At 29.4% G+C, this 20,856-nt stretch carries 16 protein-coding genes; 9 read left to right on the forward strand and 7 right to left on the reverse strand.

Annotation, left to right across the window (positions count from 1 at the left end; translation table 11 throughout):
* On the forward strand, positions 1-1,728 hold the full coding sequence (locus H0I26_RS10325; protein WP_218698124.1) for a PAS domain-containing sensor histidine kinase: 1,728 nt from the start codon (positions 1-3) through the stop codon (positions 1,726-1,728).
* 383 nt (positions 1,729-2,111) lie between these two features.
* On the opposite strand, the gene H0I26_RS10330 is transcribed toward H0I26_RS10325, so the two are convergent.
* The 3 genes from H0I26_RS10330 to H0I26_RS10340 are packed head-to-tail and all read right to left on the reverse strand — an operon-like array spanning position 2,112 to position 3,213.
* On the reverse strand, positions 2,112-2,315 hold the full coding sequence (locus H0I26_RS10330; RefSeq protein WP_218698126.1) for a hypothetical protein: 204 nt from the start codon (positions 2,313-2,315) through the stop codon (positions 2,112-2,114).
* Positions 2,316-2,331: 16 nt separating this feature from the next.
* Positions 2,332-2,496, reverse strand: a complete 165-nt coding sequence (locus tag H0I26_RS10335) for a hypothetical protein (protein WP_218698127.1) — start codon at positions 2,494-2,496, stop codon at positions 2,332-2,334.
* Positions 2,497-2,508: 12 nt separating this feature from the next.
* Complete coding sequence (locus H0I26_RS10340; protein WP_218698129.1) at positions 2,509-3,213, reverse strand: RNA polymerase sigma factor; 705 nt, start codon at positions 3,211-3,213, stop codon at positions 2,509-2,511.
* A 319-nt stretch (positions 3,214-3,532) separates the two neighbouring features.
* Here H0I26_RS10340 and H0I26_RS10345 point away from each other — a divergent pair, with 319 nt between their 5' ends.
* Positions 3,533-4,201: a BON domain-containing protein gene (locus H0I26_RS10345; RefSeq protein ID WP_218698136.1), complete on the forward strand. Its 669-nt coding sequence runs from the start codon at positions 3,533-3,535 to the stop codon at positions 4,199-4,201.
* 82 nt (positions 4,202-4,283) lie between these two features.
* The gene (gene ligD, locus H0I26_RS10350; RefSeq protein ID WP_218698138.1) at positions 4,284-5,183 is read left to right on the forward strand and encodes a non-homologous end-joining DNA ligase; all 900 of its coding nucleotides are present in this window, start codon (positions 4,284-4,286) and stop codon (positions 5,181-5,183) included.
* Positions 5,184-5,292: 109 nt separating this feature from the next.
* Here the strand turns inward: ligD and H0I26_RS10355 are convergent, their stop codons facing one another.
* A complete protein-coding gene (locus tag H0I26_RS10355) occupies positions 5,293-5,502 on the reverse strand; it encodes a dodecin family protein (RefSeq protein ID WP_218698139.1) in 210 nt (69 codons plus the stop codon).
* 170 nt (positions 5,503-5,672) lie between these two features.
* Here H0I26_RS10355 and ppsA point away from each other — a divergent pair, with 170 nt between their 5' ends.
* Positions 5,673-8,054, forward strand: coding sequence for a phosphoenolpyruvate synthase (gene ppsA / locus H0I26_RS10360; RefSeq protein ID WP_218698141.1), 2,382 nt, complete (start codon positions 5,673-5,675; stop codon positions 8,052-8,054).
* A gap of 795 nt (positions 8,055-8,849) precedes the next feature.
* On the forward strand, positions 8,850-9,872 hold the full coding sequence (locus H0I26_RS10365; protein ID WP_218698143.1) for a S1C family serine protease: 1,023 nt from the start codon (positions 8,850-8,852) through the stop codon (positions 9,870-9,872).
* A gap of 35 nt (positions 9,873-9,907) precedes the next feature.
* Here the strand turns inward: H0I26_RS10365 and H0I26_RS10370 are convergent, their stop codons facing one another.
* Positions 9,908-10,981: a response regulator gene (locus tag H0I26_RS10370; protein WP_218698144.1), complete on the reverse strand. Its 1,074-nt coding sequence runs from the start codon at positions 10,979-10,981 to the stop codon at positions 9,908-9,910.
* A 407-nt stretch (positions 10,982-11,388) separates the two neighbouring features.
* On the opposite strand from H0I26_RS10370, the gene H0I26_RS10375 reads away from it, so the two are divergent.
* Both H0I26_RS10375 and H0I26_RS10380 read left to right on the forward strand, forming a co-directional pair.
* Entirely contained in the window at positions 11,389-12,021 is a 633-nt protein-coding gene (locus H0I26_RS10375) for a dienelactone hydrolase family protein (RefSeq protein WP_218698146.1), read from the forward strand.
* Between the two features lie 5 nt (positions 12,022-12,026).
* Complete coding sequence (locus H0I26_RS10380; protein WP_256935109.1) at positions 12,027-12,659, forward strand: phosphoribosyltransferase; 633 nt, start codon at positions 12,027-12,029, stop codon at positions 12,657-12,659.
* Between the two features lie 4 nt (positions 12,660-12,663).
* Here H0I26_RS10380 and H0I26_RS10385 read toward each other — a convergent pair whose 3' ends face one another.
* Positions 12,664-14,607, reverse strand: a complete 1,944-nt coding sequence (locus tag H0I26_RS10385) for an erythromycin esterase family protein (protein WP_218698148.1) — start codon at positions 14,605-14,607, stop codon at positions 12,664-12,666.
* A gap of 127 nt (positions 14,608-14,734) precedes the next feature.
* Between H0I26_RS10385 and H0I26_RS10390 the strand changes: the two genes are divergently transcribed.
* Positions 14,735-15,796 carry a pesticidal protein Cry7Aa gene (locus H0I26_RS10390; RefSeq protein ID WP_218698150.1) on the forward strand — a complete coding sequence of 354 codons (1,062 nt, stop codon included), beginning with the start codon at positions 14,735-14,737 and terminating at the stop codon, positions 15,794-15,796.
* On the forward strand, positions 15,774-18,092 hold the full coding sequence (locus H0I26_RS10395; RefSeq protein WP_218698152.1) for a glycosyltransferase: 2,319 nt from the start codon (positions 15,774-15,776) through the stop codon (positions 18,090-18,092). Before H0I26_RS10390 ends, H0I26_RS10395 begins: the two co-directional genes overlap by 23 nt.
* A 2-nt stretch (positions 18,093-18,094) precedes the next feature.
* On the opposite strand, the gene H0I26_RS10400 is transcribed toward H0I26_RS10395, so the two are convergent.
* Positions 18,095-20,749 (reverse strand): cation-translocating P-type ATPase, encoded by a 2,655-nt coding sequence (locus H0I26_RS10400; RefSeq protein WP_218698153.1) that lies wholly within the window; start codon positions 20,747-20,749, stop codon positions 18,095-18,097.
* Positions 20,750-20,856 lie beyond the last annotated feature (107 nt).

The raw sequence follows: 20,856 nt of genomic DNA on the forward strand, positions 1-20,856 counted from the left end.
ATGGCGCTAGAAAAGTCTATTTATGAGCAATTAAGAAAAAGGGCAGAAGCCAGAGTTACAAAAACTTTAGGGTTGCTTAAGGGCATTAGTATGGAAAAAGCTAAGACATTGCTTCATGAATTAGAGGTGCATCAAATAGAGCTGGAAATGCAAAATGAAGAGCTTAGAGAAGCTCAGCAGCGTTTAGAGATTATACGGGATCAATATACAGATTTGTTTGATTTTGCACCAATAGGTTATTTAATCTTAAATAATAAAGGAATTATAGTCAATATAAATCTTACCGCTTGTGATCTTTTAGGTATAGAAAGAGCGCTAATTAAAGGCGAATCTCTATCGGCTTATATGTCTAGTGGAGATTCTAATATTTTATTTATAAAATTACAAGAGGCCTTTAAAACAGGTAAACTTGATGGGTTTGAGCTTGAAATGAAGCATAAAAACAAGAGGTCTTTTACAGCATTATTACAAGGGGCTATTACCTCTAATAGAAATTTAAAGGAAGATTTATGTAGAATTTCTTTTCAAGATGTAACGACTATTAAAGAAGCAGAAATTGTATTACAGCAACACGACGCATTGCAAAAAGAAAAAGAGAAAATACAACAGTATTTAGATTTAGCTCCTGTCGTTTTTTTGTTGTTAGATGCCCATAATAAGGTTGAAATGATTAATCAAAAAGGATGTAATTTGATAGATTGTACTTCTCAAGAAATTATAGGAAGATCTTGGTTTCAAGATTTTATTTGCGATCTAAATAACAATTTAAGTAATACAAATATTTTAAATAATTTAGAAGAGGAAAAGGTCATACCAACAAATTTTGAAAGTAAATTGCGAAGTAAAACGGGAGAAATGCTTATCATGTCATGGACTAACGTTGCTTTATTGGATAAAAATGGACTGTTTTTAGGAACTTTGGTCGCTGGAGAAAACATTACAGAACGAAAAAAAGCAGAGTTACGTAAAGAGCGATATACACAAGATCTAGAAGCTATTGTAGAGCAAAGAACTCAAAAACTAACAGAGGCTTTACATAAGGAAAAAATGGTAAATGAAATGAAAACAGCATTTGTCTCTATGGCATCTCATGAGTTTCGTACGCCATTAACAAGTGTATTATCTTCTACAATTTTAATTGAAAAATATAATGATCTTAAAGAATATCCAAAACAAAAACGACATATAGAGCGCATAAAAGGAGCAGTGGGACAGCTTACTAGTATTCTAGAAGATTTTCTGTCTATGGATAGATTAGAACGAGGGATAGTTACTATAACTAAAGAAGCTTTTGATTTAAAAATTTTTACTGAAGATATTTTAAAAGAGTTGGAGTTCTCATTAAAGAAAAACCAGCGCTTAAATTATCAACATATTGGTGATTCTATGATGGTGTCAGATAAGAAAATTTTGAGAAATATTTTTTTAAATCTAATTACTAATGCTATAAAATATTCTGAAGTAGATGTTTTAATAAATATTAAAGTAAAAAATAATAGAGTACAAATTAATTTTAAAGATAGGGGAATAGGTATCCCGGAAGAGGATCAAAATAATCTATTTGGTAAATTTTTTAGAGCAAAAAATGTAGCAAATATTCAAGGGACAGGATTAGGTTTAAGTATTGTAAAACATTATGTAGATGTATTACACGGTGCCATTGCTTTTGAAAGTAAATTAAATCATGGTTCAACATTTTATCTTACTTTACCACAAAAAATGAAGTAATTAGCCTAGAACGTTTTCTAGTACCATGATCTACCATTTTTCCACTAAAGACACTTTCATATCTGCATTTAATAGGACCAAAGCATAACCCATTTTAGAGCGTTTACAATCTTTAAATAATTCAGTTTCTTTGACTAAAGACTATCTTAAAATGCTATCTAACATCAATTTCATATGAAGAAGCCACTTTTATAGCATTTAATACTGCGTCATACTTGATTAGATGTTAATACCTTATTTAATAGGTCTCCTGCTAAAAGCACATTTTAGAACTGTAATAAAAATCTAAAAAGTTATCAATTACAACAGGTGTTCTAAATGTGTTTTGTAAATTGAAATTTTCATAATGACGACTTATTTCTATTTAAAAATTTTTAGTAAAATCAAACACGATTTTTTAACTTATAAAAGTCTGTTTTAAATGTGTCTATTCTGTTTGAAATCTTTCTATGTTCCTCTCTATATAGATTATCTGATAATCCTTTTTCTGCTTTTTTTATTCTAGATAATAATTTTTCGTGTGCAATAATATCATCTTCAATATCTTCAAATAGATTTGTATGTATTTTGTCTAGGCATTTAAGCATTTTTAGAAAGTCTTGTTTATTTGTTTCTGATATTTTTTTTATTTAATAAATTCTCAAAAAAATTAACTTCATCTTTCCAAAACCGTATGGTATTTAACCATTCTTTATTCTCGTAATGTAAGACATCCAATCCTGCATTAAGCAGTAATTTATGCTTTGGGTTTATAGTTTCTAAAGGCATAATAGTTTTATTTTAATTTGTTTTTGTTTCTTTTGAAAATTTATTAAATAGACTTCTAGATATAGATTTTCTAGCTTTATTAAGTAATTGCTCTACTTCTTTAACATTGCTTTTTAAAATCACAGCAATTTCTTCTAGTGTAAACGATTGTTTAGTAAAAAGCTCAAAAACTGTTTGAAGACGATCTGGTAAGTTGTGCAAAAGCAAATTTATGTGCCTGTTAATTTTTTCCTTTTCTAACGCTTTATCTAAGTTTTTAATTAATTCTTGTTCATTATCCTCAACAAATACATGATTTAAAATATATTTGCTATTATGGTATGAAACATCATCCAAATCTTCTGTCATAATTAAATCTCCATCAGCTTCAACACTAAACTTCTCTACCATTGCAAGCCATTCTAAATTTGAGAAATCATCAATATTTGTAATAAATAATTCGTCAAACTCTTCTTCTAAAATAGCTTCCTCTAATAATTGGTTGGTTTTTTTAAAAAGCCAAATATAAAAATGATCTACATTTTTAAATGCAGTTATATTATTATAGACTTCTATAAAAAGGGTGTCTGTAAAATCTTCTACTTTATATTTTCCACGAGAAAAATGTCCTTTATGCATTACAGAATCTAATCTACGTTTTATATGCTTTTTTACTTTTGGAAGAGTTTCTAGTAATATTTGATTAAAAGACTTTTGATCTGTTGCTTTTTTTAGCATTATAAGGTCAGGGGATTTGCTAGTAATTGTAGTTAACCTTTTCTTATTTGATTGAGATGTAGAGACCATATTTTTAATTGATTTACTTTTTTATTTCTTTCTGTATAAAAAAGGTGGATTATTAATATTACAGTAAAGATGCACTTAGATTAACATAGATGAAATGACTTTGGTCATTAATAAAAAAATAGTTTACAATATTATTGTTGTCTATAAATGTTAAAGTTAACGATGCTGATGTAGGTCATTTACAGTGACTTATGATATCTGTACATTTGAAACTAATTAATACAATTGTTCAATTAAAATCACAAATAGTATGAAAACAGATGCAGAAATCAAGGAAGATGTTTTAGACGAATTAGCATGGCAGCCAAATATCGATGAGACACAAATAGGTGTTATTGTAGAAAAAGGAGTAGTAACGCTTAGCGGAGTAGTAGATAATAACTCTAAAAAATTGGCGGCAGAAAAAGCCGTAAAAAATGTAGAAGGTGTAAAAGCTGTTGCAGAGGATATAGAGGTTGTTTATGGGGTTAATTATAAAAAAACGGACAAAGAAATTGCTAAAGTTGTAGTGGAGACTTTCGATTGGAACTCTTCAGTGTCAGAAGATGATATTTCCATAAAGGTAGAAAATGGTTGGGTGTATTTATCAGGTGAAGTGCAATGGTCTTATCAAAAAAATGCAGCTAAAAATGCGATTAAAAATTTATTAGGTGTTAAAGGAGTAAGTAATTCTATTAAATTAAAAAACAATATAAAGCCTAAAGACGTAAAAGAACGCATATCTAAAGCTTTTCAGAGAATGGCAACTCTTGATGCAGATGGCATTATAATAGATACTCAAGGTCATAAAGTAACTTTACATGGTAAAGTGCATTCTATTAAAGAAAAAGAAGATGCTGAAATAGCGGCATATAATGCTCCAGGAGTTTATGATGTAAAAAATGAACTTAAAGTGCAATATTATTCTAAATATGCATAATATTTTTCTTAATCATGTTTAAAAAATTGCCCTGATTTAAATTTTTAAGTCAGGGTTTTTTAGCCTTAATAATTATAATATCATGAATACTAAAACATCCAATATTGCAGTAACACACCAAGATAAATTGTTGTTTCCAAAATCAGGAATAATCAAACAAGATGTAATGGAGTATTATAAAAATATAGCGCCACATATTTTGCCATTCTTGCAAAATAGGCCACTTACAATGCAGCGTTTTCCCAGAGGAATTAGTGAGACTGGTTTTTTTCAAAAGAATGCATCAGATTATTTTCCAGAATGGATTGAAACTGTAATAATTAAAAAAGAAGGAGGCTGGGTTAGACATGTTGTTTGTAATACAAAAGAAACCTTACTTTATCTTGTAAATCAATACGTGTTAACTTTTCATATTGCTTTAAGTCGGATTGATAAAATTGAATATCCAGATAAAATTATTTTTGACTTGGATCCTCCAAAAGGAGACTTTGAATTAGCCATAAAAGTAGCTAAAATTTTACGAGTGTTTTTAGAAGAAGAATTGGGACTAATAACTTTTGTAATGACTTCTGGGTCAAAAGGACTGCATATTGCAATTCCAATAGTGACAAATAAAAAATTTGATCAGGTCCACGAATTTGCAAAAAGGATAGCAGAATATATTAGTAATAAATATCCAAAAATATGCACTATAACTACAAGAAAAGCAAAGCGAGAAGGACGACTTTATATTGATTATATAAGAAACTCCTACTCACAAACAAGTGTCTCTCCATATGCTATAAGAGCTTTAGAAAATGCACCAATAGCAACTCCTTTAGATTGGGAAGAGTTAAATGATAAAACATTAAATGCACAAAAATTTACTATCAATTCAATTTTTAAAAGATTAGAAACAAAAAGCAACCTTTGGATAGATTTTGATCTAAAAGCAAAGGATATTAGTAATGCGCAGAGAAAATTAAAACTAGTATTGCGTTAATACTTTGTTTTTTATAAAAAAAAGAAGAGCTTTCAAAAAAGATAAGCAGTGACATTATATTATCTTTTTTAGAGAAAACTCCTCTAATTTAATTATTAAATAATCAAAATTAATGACTATCCATGATACCAAAACAGACTTTTGTGTTTACTCTGTACTCTGATATTTCATTATTTTTTACAGTAACCTGCATGTCTTTAACATAAACAGATTTAATGTTTTTAACAGACTTTGATGCTTCATTTATTACGTTTTTAACAGCATCTTCAAAACTTATAGTAGAGTTGCCTAAAACTTCAATTACTTTTAATACAGACATAATTTTTCCTTTTTTTGGTTTATATCTAGTAAATATAGTTTTAATGCTAAACCAAAGAAATGACCTAGGTCAATTGTGAAAAAAAATAAACTTATTTAAGGGTGACTCAAGTCATTTGTATTGTAAGGTAACAAACCTACTTTAGTTTCATAAATTATAAAATTAATAAGATGGCTGTGCGTATAAGAAAGTTTAATACAATTAGTATAAAGGATGTTGTTACTGTTGGTGGGAAAAATGCATCTTTAGGAGAAATGTATACTAAGTTAACTTTAAAAGGAATACAAGTACCAAATGGTTTTGCAACTACTGCATTTGCTTTTTGGGAATTTTTACAAGACAATAAAATTGAGAAACCTTTACAAGATTTATTGCTAAAACTAGATAGAACACAATTTTCTAACTTAGAAGCAATTGGTAAACAAGCACGTAATTTAATTTTAGAAGGGACATTATCGCCTGTTTTTGCTGAAGAAATAATAAATACTTATTTACGACTTTGTGACAATAGTGTAAAGGCAGTTGCAGTAAGAAGCAGTGCAACTGCCGAAGATTTACCAGAGGCCAGTTTTGCTGGTCAACACGATACTTTTTTAAACATAAATGGAGAGAAAGTATTACTAGAAGCTGTACAAGAGTGCTTTGCATCGTTATACACCAATCGTGCTATTAAGTATCGAGAAGATAAAGGGTTTAAGCATGATACTATAGCATTATCTGTTGGTATACAACTTATGGTGCGTTCTGACAAAGGATGTTCTGGAGTTGGTTTTACTATAGAGCCAGAATCTGGTTTTGAGAATTTGATATTGCTTTCTGGTGTTTGGGGTTTGGGAGAAAATATTGTGCAAGGCGTAGTAAATCCTGATGAGTATTATATTTTTAAACCCAACTTGTCAAAGGCTAAAAACCCAATTATAAAAAAAATATTAGGAGATAAAAAGTTAACAATGGTTTATGCGCAAGGTCAAGAAAAAATTGCGACCTTAAATAGTAAGACCGCAAAAAGGAAACAGCTACAGTTTGTTTTATCAGATCCTGAAATTATACAACTAGCAAATTGGGCTAAAATAATAGAGGAACATTACAAAAAACCTATGGATATTGAATGGGCCAAAGACGGTATTACAAACCAATTGTATATTACACAAGCACGTCCCGAAACAGTACATCAAATTCAGAATAAAAACACGTTTAAAGAATATAAATTATTAGAAAATGGTACAGTTTTATTAAAAGGGAATGCGATAGGCTCTAAAATAAGAGTTGGTAAAGCTATTTTGTTAAAATCCCCAAAAAATGTAGAGCACCTTGATAAAGAGACTATTATCATTACAGATACGATAACACCAGATTGGGACCCTGTATTAAAACAAGTAGGAGGAATTATAACCAATAAAGGAGGCCGGACAAGTCATGCCGCAATCGTTGCAAGAGAATTGGGTGTGCCTGCAATTGTAGGGTGCGGTAATGCAACAGAAAGTATTACAGATGGCGAAATAATAACATTAAGTTGTGCTCAAGGACAAACCGGTTATATCTATAAAGGAGCACTTCAATTTAAAGAAAAAGAAATAGATTTCTCTAACATTAAAATGCCAAAAACAGAAGTGAAATTGATACTTGCTGATCCAGAAAGCGCTTTTCAGTTATCCTTTTATCCTAATAATGGGGTAGGTTTATTGCGCATGGAGTTTATAATAACGCATTTAGTTAAAATTCATCCTATGGCATTAGTCAGCTTTGATAGTATATTAGAGACTTCTGAAAAGAAAAAAATTGTTGAAATGACGCAGGGTTATCGTAATAAGGAAGATTATTTCACAGAAAAATTATCAGAGGGTATCGCAACGATAGCAGCAGCTTTTTATCCAAAAGAGGTTATAGTAAGATTAAGTGATTTTAAAACAAATGAATACGCAAACCTTATTGGAGGAAAGGATTTTGAGCCTTCTGAAGAAAACCCAATGTTAGGTTTCAGAGGAGCATCTAGATATTACAGTGAAGCTTATAAATATGGTTTTGCACTAGAGTGTAAAGCCATAAAAATTGTACGAGAACAAATGGGGCTTACTAATCTAAAAGTAATGGTGCCTTTTTGTAGAACTATAGAGGAGGGGAAAAAAGTATTAAATAGTATGGCTAATAACGGTTTAAAGCAAGGTGAAAATAATTTAGAAGTTTATACTATGATTGAAATACCTAGTAATGTGATTTTAGCAGATAAATTTGCTGCCATTTTTGATGGGTTTTCTATTGGTTCTAATGATTTAACGCAACTTACCTTAGGTATTGATAGAGATTCAGAATTAATGGGTACCCTTTTTGATGAAAATGATGAAGCAGCTAAAAAAATGATTTCATTGGCAATACAATCTGCTAAAAAAACAGGAACTAAAATTGGACTTTGTGGTCAAGCACCGAGTGATTTTGAAGCATATGCTACTTTTTTAGTTAAAGAAGGTATTAATAGTATTTCTTTTAACCCTGATGCACTATTGCAAGGCATAGAAAACATTAATAGAGCTGAAAAACTTTTGGTTAGAAATTAAATTTTGGTTGAAAGTAGATTATTTATCAATATTAATATGGTACAACTGACTTGGGTCAGTGCGGACATTAATACTTTAGTATATCTTAGCATTGTCAATAGGATTAAGTAGACATTAGTCAACTTAAAAATAATGATATGCTATTAATCAATTTTCAGGGATGAGGGTCATGCTTTTACTACAATTAATTTGTTTTGATTTATGATTTCCTAACAGGAACTATACAATTACTATTATTTTTAGATTAAAAGTATTGATTTCTCATTAGAAGACTGGAAGCTTCGGCTTCCAGTTTTTATTTTAAATAAAAAAAATAGCATAACTGACTTAGGTCATTTTATACAAGAGTTATTTATTTTATCTTTATAATATATTAAATATAACTCACGTTCTTAAAAAAACTTAGTATAGATTTTAATGTAGTGATATGTTAAAATTTTGAAGGTATCAAATATCTTTGCACACCTTGTTTTATTGTGTTGGCTTAGTAATAAGTATGTGCTTTAATACTATAAGTGGTTATAAAGAAGCCGTTATACCTTCTAGAAAACTAGAACACTCAGGTGTTCTGGTTTTCTTTTTAAAAATATAGGTTGACAAAAGCTGTAAAGCAAATGCAACCAATAGGAATGATTGAAATTGTTGATACTAAAAATTGATTTATGCTATTGTTCTAGAAATAGAATTCTAGTTAAGTTAGTTAAAGGGACAAATAAAATTGGTCATTTCAAAGGAAACGGGATGCTTCGGCTTCCCGTTTCTATTTATAAAACTTTTTTATAAAATATGACTAAAATGAAAAGATATACTATTATTTTTTGCTTGTTAATATCAAGTGTCGTTGCTTCTCAAAGTTTGCCAGATCTATATACCCAAGTTAAATCATCAGTTGTGGTAGTGCATATTGTAAGTGTAGCTCCCAAAGCAGTAGATAGTAATATGTCATTATTAATTAAATCTTCTCAAGGGTCAGGTGTTTTAATTTCTGAAGATGGGTTAATTTGGACAGCATCTCATATAGTACAAACAGCAGAATTAGTTAGTGTAGAATTTTTAGATGGAGATATTTATGAAGCCGAAGTTATATCTTCAAACCCATTAGCTGATGTCGCAATAATTAAAATTAAACAAGATTTTGATTTGAAAGAAAAAAAACCTGCAATTATAGGTAATTCTGATACTTTAAAAATTGGAGAAGATATTTTTGTGGTAGGTGCTCCATATGGACTTAAGCAATCCATATCTAAAGGTATTGTAAGCGGAAGACACACTCCTGATAGTTTAAGTAGTGATTTTGTAAATATTGAATATCTTCAAACAGATGCAGCAATAAATCATGGTAATTCTGGAGGCCCATTATTTAATATGAAAGGTGAAATTGTGGGGCTTATTAGTAGTATGTATAGTCCGTCAGAAGGTTTTAATGGGATTGGTTTTGCGGTGTCTTCAAACACAGCTAAAGTTTTAATGAAAACCTCTAATATTTGGACAGGAATGAGCGCTGTAATAATAACAGGAAACATTGCTAGAGCACTTAATATTCCGCAAAAATCGGGGTTGTTAGTTTTAACAGTATCCTCTAAAGGAGCTGCCAATAAAATGGGGCTTAGAGGAGGTGCTATTGAGGCAACCATTGATGGCGTAAACCTTATAATTGGAGGTGATATTATTTTAAATTTTGCTGGTATTACTATTGATACTTTAAATTTTAGAAGTCTAATTAATAAAAAAATTGAATATTTTACAATCGGAGACATGATACCTATTACTATCTTAAGACAAGGTGAAATTATTGATATTAAGTTAAAAAAGGAGTGATTTTTGTAGTATACCAGCAAAATTGGAGGCTATAGTTAACCAGTGAAATTAGAGAGTTGTATCAATCTATCTTTATTTTCAATTATAATACTTCGTCCGTTTCCAATAGATATTAAACCTTCTTCTTTAAATTCTGATAACATTCTAATAGCTGTTTCTGTAGCGGTTCCTATTATTCCTGCAAAATCTTCTCTTGCAATATGTATACCTGGAGTTTCCTTATCAATTAAAATACCCTTGTCAGATAATGCTAATAATGCTTTTGCAGCCCTTTGACGTACTGGCGTAAATGCCATATTCATTAGTTTATCTTGCGCTTCTATAAGATTATTGGAAATCATGCTAATAAATTTATTGGAAACAGTTTTGTTACTATATAGCAGCTTTATAAAATCCTCTTTTGGGATTTCGTATATTTCAGTGTCTTCCAAAACAGTTGCTGCTTCCACATAAGTACCGTTAGTATTTAGTAACGATAGTTGTCCAATAAAATCTCCCTTACCATAAAGTCCAGTGACAAAATTTTTACCAGACTCGGTTGTTCGAAATGTTTTTATTGTACCATTTTGTACAAAGTATAAGTTATGTGCCGCATTACCTTGCATAAAAATGGATTCCTTTTTTTTATACAGCATTAGGTTATAATTTTTTGTAAGACTTTCTAGGTTGAGGTATTCTGATGCATCATCAATAAATTCGTTAAATCCCTCAATGTTTTTAGAAAATTCCTTTTTTAAAAAGGCATTTTTGTTTAACCGACATTGTATGGCTTCTAATAATTCTGGTTCATTAAAAGGTTTGGTTAGATAATCATCCGCTCCTAAATTCATACCTTTTCGGATATCAGATTTTTCTGTTTTCGCTGTTAAAAAAACGAAAGGAATAGAGCCTGTATCGTGTTGTTTACTTAAAACATCTAGTACATCATAACCATTAAGTTCAGGCATCATAATATCGCAAAGTATGAGGTCTGGTTTTTCTTTTTTTGCTTTATCAATTCCTATTCTACCGTTTTCGGCAGTCGTTACCATATAATTTGCTAATTCAAGTATCTCTGCAGTATTTTCTCTAACATGTATATTGTCTTCAATTATTAATATTTTTTTCATAGTATTAAGTTTAGGGGATTAGTTACTTTGTTAAAGTTACGCTTAGGTGTTGATATACAATATGATATCTGTCATTATTTTAGATTTTGATTATAACATAAAAGCGGTGTGATACTATTTATCTTGTTACTTTGAGTTGTTATGACACAGGTCATTTCAAAAAAATGTAATTATTTATAATTTAGAAATTATGAATTTAAAAATATAAAAATGACTCATTTCTTAAATTTTCCGATCTTTTTAATTGTTACTCTTATTCTGTTTTTATCCATTCAACTTCCAAAAGACAGGAATATAGTACTTCAAATATTATGTAATCGTATGTTAATAATGGCTAAACTATAGATTGATTTAGATGTTAAAATTAACACTTATGTAATAAAAGAAGATAATTAAATACAGATATTATGGATTATAAAGCTATAAATATTCCAATAAAGGGAATTGTTTTAAAAGGGCGTTTACGCAGTGCCGAAAGTAAAAAGGGGTTTATAATCTTTTCTCATGGTAGTGGTAGTAGTAGACTAAGTAGTAGAAATAATTATGTTGCAGATTTATTACAGCAAGATGGTTTTTCGTCATTATTATTTGATCTATTAACCGAGGAAGAAGATTTAATTTACGACAATAGGTTTAATATAGAATTACTTACGGAACGACTAATATTAGTAACACATTGGGTAATAAAACAAGAAGCAATGTATAGTATGCCTATAGGTTTTTTTGGAGCAAGTACAGGTGCCGCATCTGCGTTATTTGCAGCAGTAGCATTAGGGGAGAAAATAGGAGCAATAGTTTCTAGAGGCGGACGACCAGATTTGGCACAACCTATTTTAGATGCTATTAAAGTACCAACACTATTAATTGTAGGAGGAAACGACGGTGATGTGATAGCGTTAAATCAAATAGCATACGCTAATCTTCGTTGGATAAAAAAACTAGAACTAATTGAAGGGGCTACGCATTTATTTTCTGAACCTGGTAAGTTGGATACAGTAGCAAAATTAACAAGCAATTGGTTTAATACATATTTAAAATAATTACTATGATTTTTAAAGATAGAGTGGAAGCTGGCAATCAATTAGCTTATAGGTTAGAAGAATTTAAAGGCAAAAATGCTGTAATATTAGCTATTCCAAGAGGAGGCGTTCCTTTAGGGTACGTTATTGCAAATAAACTTAAATTACCTTTAGAAGTCGTGCTTTCTAAAAAAATAGGTCATCCTTTCCATAAAGAATTTGCTATTGGTGCAGTAACATTAAAAAGCCAAGTTTTAAGCGAAGCCGCTTTAGAAATTTCTCCATATTATATAGAAGAAGAAACAAAAAAAATTAGAGCATTACTTACTAAACGCTATAGTGACTATTATGGGAATAAAAAACCAATGTCTTTAAAAGACAAAATAGTAATAATTGTAGATGATGGTATTGCAACAGGTAATACTATTTTATCAACGATAAAAATGCTGCATGATGAAAACCCAAAACAAATTATTGTAGCCATACCTGTAGCTTCAAAAAGTGCTTTACAAAAACTACAAAACACAAATTTGATTGATAGTGTTTATTGTTTGTCTACACCATCAAACTTTAGAGCTGTTGGACAGTTTTATCAAAATTTTGATCAAGTTGGTGATATGGAGGTTAAGGTGTTATTAAATAAAGCAACAAAAAGTTAGCACTTTATTTATCTAATTTTCCAAAAGGATGTATGTCTATAAGTTTGGTTATTGCTGTTTTAGTTTCTAATGGTGTAATTGCTTTTGTTTTATTAAACCAGATATACTCATCAAATTGATAAGGTAATATACTTTTGTAATAGTGGCTTCTTAGCTCTGTTTCTGGCTTGTATACAACACCAATTGCTCTTTGTAATCTAGGTACACTTAAAAAGTCTCTTAATTTTTTTTCAGTATGTTCTTCTCTTAAAGGAAGTGTAAAATTGGAGACGTTTGTTTTATTACAAAGGTTTTCATAACTGTTATCTACAGCATCTTTTATTGGCATTTTATTCATTTTTTCTCCCCAATTTTTAGAGGCAGCAACGGTTCCTGTATTAGTTCCAAACCCAATGTGGTACGATTTAGAACCAAAATGTTCTTTACATAAATGGCCAATATTAATTTCGCCTCTTGCATACATTTCTGTCGCTAATGCATTTCCTATATGAGAGTTGTGTGCCCAAACAACTGTTTTAGAGTCTTTTCCAAAAAAGGATAATAAAGATTTTAATGTATAAAACATATGAAAATCTCTCAAATTCCAAGATTCTGCACTACCATAATACATTGCTTTATAGTAACGTTCTGTATCTACAACAACTGTTGCATTTTGGTAGGCATAAAAATATTCTTTAGTATGGTTTAGTTTGTTTTTGTTTTTTAATAAGTCAAATAACATGTCAATAACATCTTTTTCGCAACTTTCTAAAGTATTAGTTGTAACTAATTTACCATAAACAGTAGGGTTGGACATATATGGAGTAATGCAAGCATATCTGTTTTTTGCAATTTTGGCCAATTCAGGATCAATTTTTTGTAAATAATTAATCACTAAATCTATAGAGTTTTCCAACCCATATAAATCTAATCCATAAAACCCTATAGTGTTATTACGTTTAGCATTATATTTTTTTAACCATTCTACAAAATCAAGTACCTCTTTGTTTTTCCACATCCATTCCGGAAACCTAGCAAAAGGTAGCCAGTTTTGAGCTGTGTATTCATTTTTTACATAATTATTAATTTGTTCTGCATCAGACCAATCTGCTTCAGCACACACAAAATTAAAGCCTTTTTTTTCAATAAGTGCTTTTGTAATTTCTTGTCTAGTTAAATAAAATTCTGATGTGCCATGAGATGCCTCGCCTAATAAAACAACTTTAGCATTTCCTATGCGTTCTAATAAACCATCCATAGGAAATTTTTTAATGGTTTTGAAAGGAATAGAATTAATACCTATTTCATCAATTATCTCAGTTTCAGTGTAAGTCTCTTTACTTATTTTGGGTAATATTTTAGGATTTGGGATATAGTAATTGTCTCTTAATGCTTTAGAAGCATAATCGTTTTCTGAAACTCTTTTAGTAACTTCTAATAAAACATGAGCCCAATCTGGTCCAACAGGAGCAATCAATTTTGCTCCAATTGCTAGTTGTTTTTTTATTGTGTTTGGTATTTCTTTAAATGCCGATGCTATTAAAATGGCATTAAAAGGGCCTTCTTCTTTCCATCCAATTTCTGGATTGTCTGTTTTTATATGCACATTGTTAATGTCTACAGCTTTTAATACTTCTGTAGCCCAATTGGCATAGGTCTCATTGGTTTCAATATTATAAACATTTTTGTATATTTTAGACAAAACCACCAAAATATATATAGAATCTACACCTGTAATTAAAATTTTGTCTTCTTTTTTTATTTTTAATTGTTCTAGCATTCTTGCAACGACAATAACCCTAGGTTCTGTTTTTTCTAATGATTTTTCAATTCTGACATCTTCATAAAAGTAAGGATGTAGTGTTTCTGATAAAAAAAAAGCTTCAGGGATATCTTGAAACGCTTCCAAAAGTAACTTGTTACTTATTCCTTTATCTTCTAATTGTTCTGTGATGCTAATGTTTTTCATTTGTAAATGGTGTAAAACTTTTTTCTATTTATTAGAACAATGTAAATTTATTATAAAGTATTCATTTTCAAAATGATATAGGTCATTGTGGTTGCTGTTTTCAAATTTTATTTTTAACAAAAAAATAATGGATTTAGTGATCAAACATGGTATTCTTTTAGAAAAAACAAGTAATACTTTTGAGAGTTTAGGTGTTTTTAATCCTGCAATTATTCAAGAAGGAAATAAGGTGCATGTTTTTTATCGTGCGGTTAGAGATGGTAATTTTTCTACAATTGGGTATTGTAAATTAGAAGGCCCTTTAAAAGTTGTAGAAAGAAGTAAAACGCCTATTTTATATCCAGAAACACTTGAAGAATTTCAGGGTGTTGAGGATCCTCGTATTTCAAAAATTGAGGATACTTATTATTTATCTTACTCGGCTTATGATGGCACTAATGTTTTTGGTGCTTTTGCTACTTCTAAAAATTTAAAAACATTTAATAGAAAAGGCATAATTACACCTAGACTTACTTTTGAAGAATATTCTAAATTAATAAAAAAGAATTTTCAAAAAATAAATAGAATGCATTTAGTTTTCTATAACTTTTTTAATAGATATAAATTATCTAATTTAATTAAAAATAAAATTCATGTATGGGATAAAAACATTGTGTTTTTCTCTAAAAAAATCAATAAAAAATTTGCTGTTTTACATAGGTTATATCCTTCTATTCAGATTTTATATTTTGATTCTCCAGAAGAGCTTACAAAAGAATTTTGGGAAGATTATATCACAAATCTTCAAAAACATATTGTGCTTAGTCCAAAGTATAAATTTGAGAATAGCCATATAGGAGCGGGTTGTCCACCAATAGAAACTAAAGATGGTTGGTTATTAATTTATCATTCTGCACAATTAACTCATAAAGAATATACATATCATGCCTGTGCAGCTCTATTAGATCTTGAAAACCCAAATAAAGTTATTGCTAGATTAAAAAACCCCTTGTTTTCTCCAACAGAATCTTATGAGAAGGAAGGCTATGTTGCTAATGTTGTTTTTCCTACAGGAACCGCAATTTTTAACAAAGAACTTTATATCTACTATGGTGCAGCAGATAGTTGTGTTGCAGTAGCATCAATAAACATTAATACACTTTTAACTGAACTAAAAAAAAGCAAAAATGAAAAAAATAACAAAAGATAAAATAGTATTTGTATCAACAGTTCCACCAACAGAATGTGGTATAGCGACTTTTACAAAAGATTTAGTAGCCGCAATTACAAAAGGTTTTGGAGATAGTTTAGAGCCCATATTTTGTGACCTAACAGTTAATAGTAAATCTAGTAATAGTTACTATAGCTTAAACCCTAATGATAAAAAAGATTACATTAATATTGCAAAAAAAATAAATAATGAACCATCAATTAAAATTGTGCATGTACAGCATGAATTTGGCTTGTTTGGCGGGAAATTAGGGAGCTATCTTTTATTTTTTCTAGAAGTTTTAAACAAACCTGTCATTTTTACATTTCATAGTGTTATACCTAACCCAGACAATCAATTGAAATCTTTTGTGCAAGTCTTAGCGTCTTATTCTAACTCTATTATTGTTATGACCAAGCAATCTGAAGAAATTTTAAGTAACGATTATCAGATTGATGTTAATATTATATCATACATACCTCACGGAATTCATATTGTAAACTATGCCGAACCAGCAGAAATAAAGCCAAAATTTAATTTAGAAAACCGTACACTTTTATCAACTTTTGGATTGTTAGGACCTGGAAAAAGTATTGAAACAGCGTTACATGCCTTGCCTAAAATTATTAAGCATACACCAAATGTATTATACTTAATTATTGGAAAAACACATCCAAATCTGGTTAAAAATAATGGCGATAATTATAGAGATTATTTAGAACAATTGGTAGTTGATAATAAACTAAATAATCACGTACTTTTTATTAATAATTATTTAGAAATTAATCATTTATTAGATTATTTAAAAGCGACAGATGTTTATTTATTTACTTCAAAAGATCCAAATCAAGCTGTAAGTGGCACATTTGCTTATGCAATGAGTTGTGCATGTCCAATAGTTGCTACATCTATACCACATACTAAAGAAGTATTAACTCCAGATACTGGATTTTTAATTGATATTGAAAACTCAAATCAACTAGCAAAAGCAGTAATTACGCTAATAACTAATAATAAGTTACGTAAATCTATGGCTATAAATGCTTTTCAAAAAACTAGAGAGTTTTCATGGGAAAATATTGCAGTAAAACATGTCAATACTTATAATAAAAATATAGCCCAATTTAGTGATGTTAAATATAAATATCCATCAATAAATCTATCTCATATAAAGGCATTAACTACTAATTTAGGTATTATACAATTTAGTAAAATATGTAAACCAGATATTACTACAGGATACACATTAGACGATAATGCACGTGCTTTAATAGGTATGAGCATGCATTACAAAATGTATAATACTAAAGACGATTTATATTATATAAATATATACTTAAATTTTATAGAACGTTGCCAGCAAATATCTGGTAGTTTTATTAATTATGTAGACCAAAATAATAACAGTCATATTCAAAATTCTTATGTTAATCTTGATGATTCGAATGCACGTGCAGTTTGGGCATTAGGTTATGTTATTTCATTAAAAAAAGAATTACCAGAAGCCATAATTAGTAAAGCGACTATCTGTTTACTCAAATGCTCTCAATGGATTCCAGGTTTATTATCTCCAAGATCGATAGGCTTTGTAATTAAAGGCTTGTATTTTTATTATAACGCAACTAAGGAAAAATATGTGATTTCTATTATAGAAAAACTTTCAAAAAAGTTAATAACTAATTACGATGTCTTTACAAAAAAAGATTGGAATTGGTTTGAAAATTATATGACATATGCCAATAGTATACTACCAGAAGCTATGTTATATACTTATCTTTTAACAAAAAAAGAGAGGTATAAGAAAATAGCAATAGAGTCTTTTGATTTTTTACTTTCCAAAATATTTAGTAATGGCCATTTTAAAACAATTTCTAATAATGGATGGTATCATAAAGAAAAGATAGCTAATCAATTTGGAGAACAACCAATAGATGTGTCTTATACAGTACAAGCATTAGATGTCTTTTATAAAGCTTTTAAAAAAGAGCATTATAAAGTAAAAATGGAGCTTGCTTTTAATTGGTTTTTAGGTAAAAACCAACTAGGACAAATAATGTACAACCCAATTATTGGAGGATGTTATGATGGTTTAGAACAGAATAATGTAAACCTTAATCAAGGCGCAGAATCGACTATATGTTATTTTATAGCGCGCTTGGTGATGCAACAAAACTTAATTTTAAAACAACAAAAGGGTATTACAATAATAGATAAACAAAAGGTTATTACTTTATTGGATTACAGGAACAATAAAAAGTATAGTCGTATGGTATATAATAAGCTAACATTTGAATAAATTTAGAGTGTACCACCTAATCGTTTAACTATTTGTGCTAATATTAAAGAGCTAAACGAAAATATTAAGACTGTAATTAATTGATCTGAAGTTAATACAACTAAGGATAGTGCTTTGGCAACAGCAGGTGTTATATATGCTAAATAGGTAAATAACATGCAAAAAATAATGGCAATCCAAACCCATTTGTTAGAAGTAACTTCATTTTTAAGCAAAGACAAATGACGTGAAGGCATATTAAAAATATTAAGTAATTGAGCCGAAATAAGCGTATAAAACCCCATATTATTAATGGTATTAGAAGCTAGGTGTAATACATGATGGCTATAAAAAGTAACACCTAAAACTGCTAAGCTAATCGTTAGTCCATAAATTAAAATGGCTTGCCAATGTGGTTTGGCTATAATTGGTTCTTGTGGGTTTTTAGGAGGCAAAAGCATTATATTTTTATCACCCTTACCTAAACCTAATGCTAATGCAGGGAATATATCTGTAATTAGATTTAAAAATAGAATCTGTAAAGGAAATAACGGAGAGGGTAAATTTATTATAGCCGCAAATCCCACAGATAGTATTTCGGCTAAATTACTGGACAAAAGATAAACAACAAATTGTCTTATATTTTGGAAAATAATTCGGCCTTGTTTTATAGCTGTTTCTGTGGCTTTAAAAGTATCATCAAGTAATATTATGTCAGCAGCTTCTCTGGCTGCATCTGTACCTCTAATACCCATTGCAATACCAATGTCGGCTTTTTTTAAAGCAGGAATATCGTTAATACCATCACCTAGCATTGCTACAATATTATTGTTTTTTTGTAAAAAGCTCACAATCTCAATCTTTTGTTTTGGCGTAACTCTAGCAAATACATAGGCATCTAAAAGTTGTCGTTTACCAGTACTATTAAGCGTTATTAAAGTTTTAATATCACGGCCTAAGATTATTTTATTTGGTTGATCTGTATTAGTTAATAAGCCAATATCTTTAGCGATTTTTTTTGCAGTTTCAGGATGATCTCCTGTTACCATTATCACTTTTATACCTGCCCGTTTATAAATTTCTATCGTTGGTTTTACATCTATTCTAGCGGGGTCAATAAAACCTATAATACCAATAAAAGTAAAAGCATCTAATTTTTGGTTTCGTTCAGGTAATGTTAAGGTTTCTTTATAAGCAAAAGCTAAAGTACGTAGACCTTTTGATGCCAACAAGTTTGCTTTATTATACCATTCTTCTTTAGTATTAAAAGGAATAATTTTGTCATTTTTAATAATCTTATCGCATTTTAAAACAACATTTTCAAAAGCACCTTTCATATAAATAGTGTAACTATTATCAATAGAATGTGCTGTTACCATCATTCTATTTTCTGTATTAAAAGGAATTTTAAAAACTAATGGGTGACTATTTTTAATGGATATTAAGTCTAATTTAGTGTGCGATGCAAAATCTAATAAAGCTAAATCGATAGTATCTCCAAATCTGTTTTCGACAATAATTTGACTATCATTACATAATATTGCTGTTAAAAAAAGTGCACTAATGGCGTCTTTTTTTTTTAATATTGAAGTAAAAGGAGACTTTTTCAAGTGTATATCATCAATTGTTTGAGCATCTAAAACAATAGATTGTACTTTCATATTATCTTCAGTTAATGTTCCTGTTTTATCAGTACAAATAATATTGGTAATACCTAAAGTTTCTACATCTTCAAGTTTCTTTATAATTACATTTTTTTTAGAAATTTTAAGCATACCATGCGCAAGAGCTATAGTAGCAACTATAGGTAAACCTTCAGGTATTGTAGCCACAGCTAATGCGATACCAGTTTGAATCATTAATAGCATATTATGACCTCTAATTAAACCTAAAAAAATTATAAATACAGCAAAAAACAGCGTGAGCCATATTAGATGTTTACTTAAGTGTTTTAATTTTTTTTCAAGAGGTGTGTTTTCATCTTTAGCCAAAATAGCCATTTGTTGTATTTTGCCAATTTGGCTATTCATACCTGTTGCAACAACTATTGCTTTTCCTCTGCCAGAAATAACTGTAGTACCTTTAAAAAGCATATTGTTTTGCAGTGTAATTGGTAGATCAACACTAGTTAGTTTGTTGGTTTGTTTTTCAACAGGAGCACTTTCTCCTGTTAAAATAGCTTCTTTAACCATTAAATTATCTGCTAAAAACAGACGAGCATCTGCGGGTACAACATCTCCTCTTTTTAATAGTATAATATCTCCAGGAACTAGCACTGTTGTTTTTACTTCTAAAATTTCATCATCCCTAATTGTAGGAATCATTTTATATTTTAAATTAATTTTTCTAAGAGCTTCCAGAGATTGGATTGCTTGTAATTCCATTACAAAACCAATAGCAGTTGTAATAATAATTACAATTAAAATAGCAATACCTTCTAACCAGTTTTGAAATAAAAAGGCTAATAAAGTAGCAATTGCCAAGATGTAAATAATTGGGTCAATAAATTGAGCACTAAAAATAATCCATTTACTTTTAGGTTTCTTTTTTATAAGCTCGTTTTTTTTGTAATAAAGGAGACGCTTTGCTGCATCTTTTGAAGATATGCCTGTATTGATATTTGTGTTTAAATTTTTTGCTACATTTTGAAATGAAAGAATGAAAGTATTATTTGTCATTTTAAAAGCATTTGTAACTGTAGTGTTAGTATTATGTAAAAAAAAAGTAAAATCTGAAATCACCAATAAAAAATCACAAAAAAGGGATTGTTTTAATTTTAAGAATA

It is taken from the genome of Olleya sp. HaHaR_3_96 (genome assembly GCF_019278545.1).
In the GTDB taxonomy this organism is placed as follows: Bacteria; Bacteroidota; Bacteroidia; order Flavobacteriales; family Flavobacteriaceae; genus Olleya.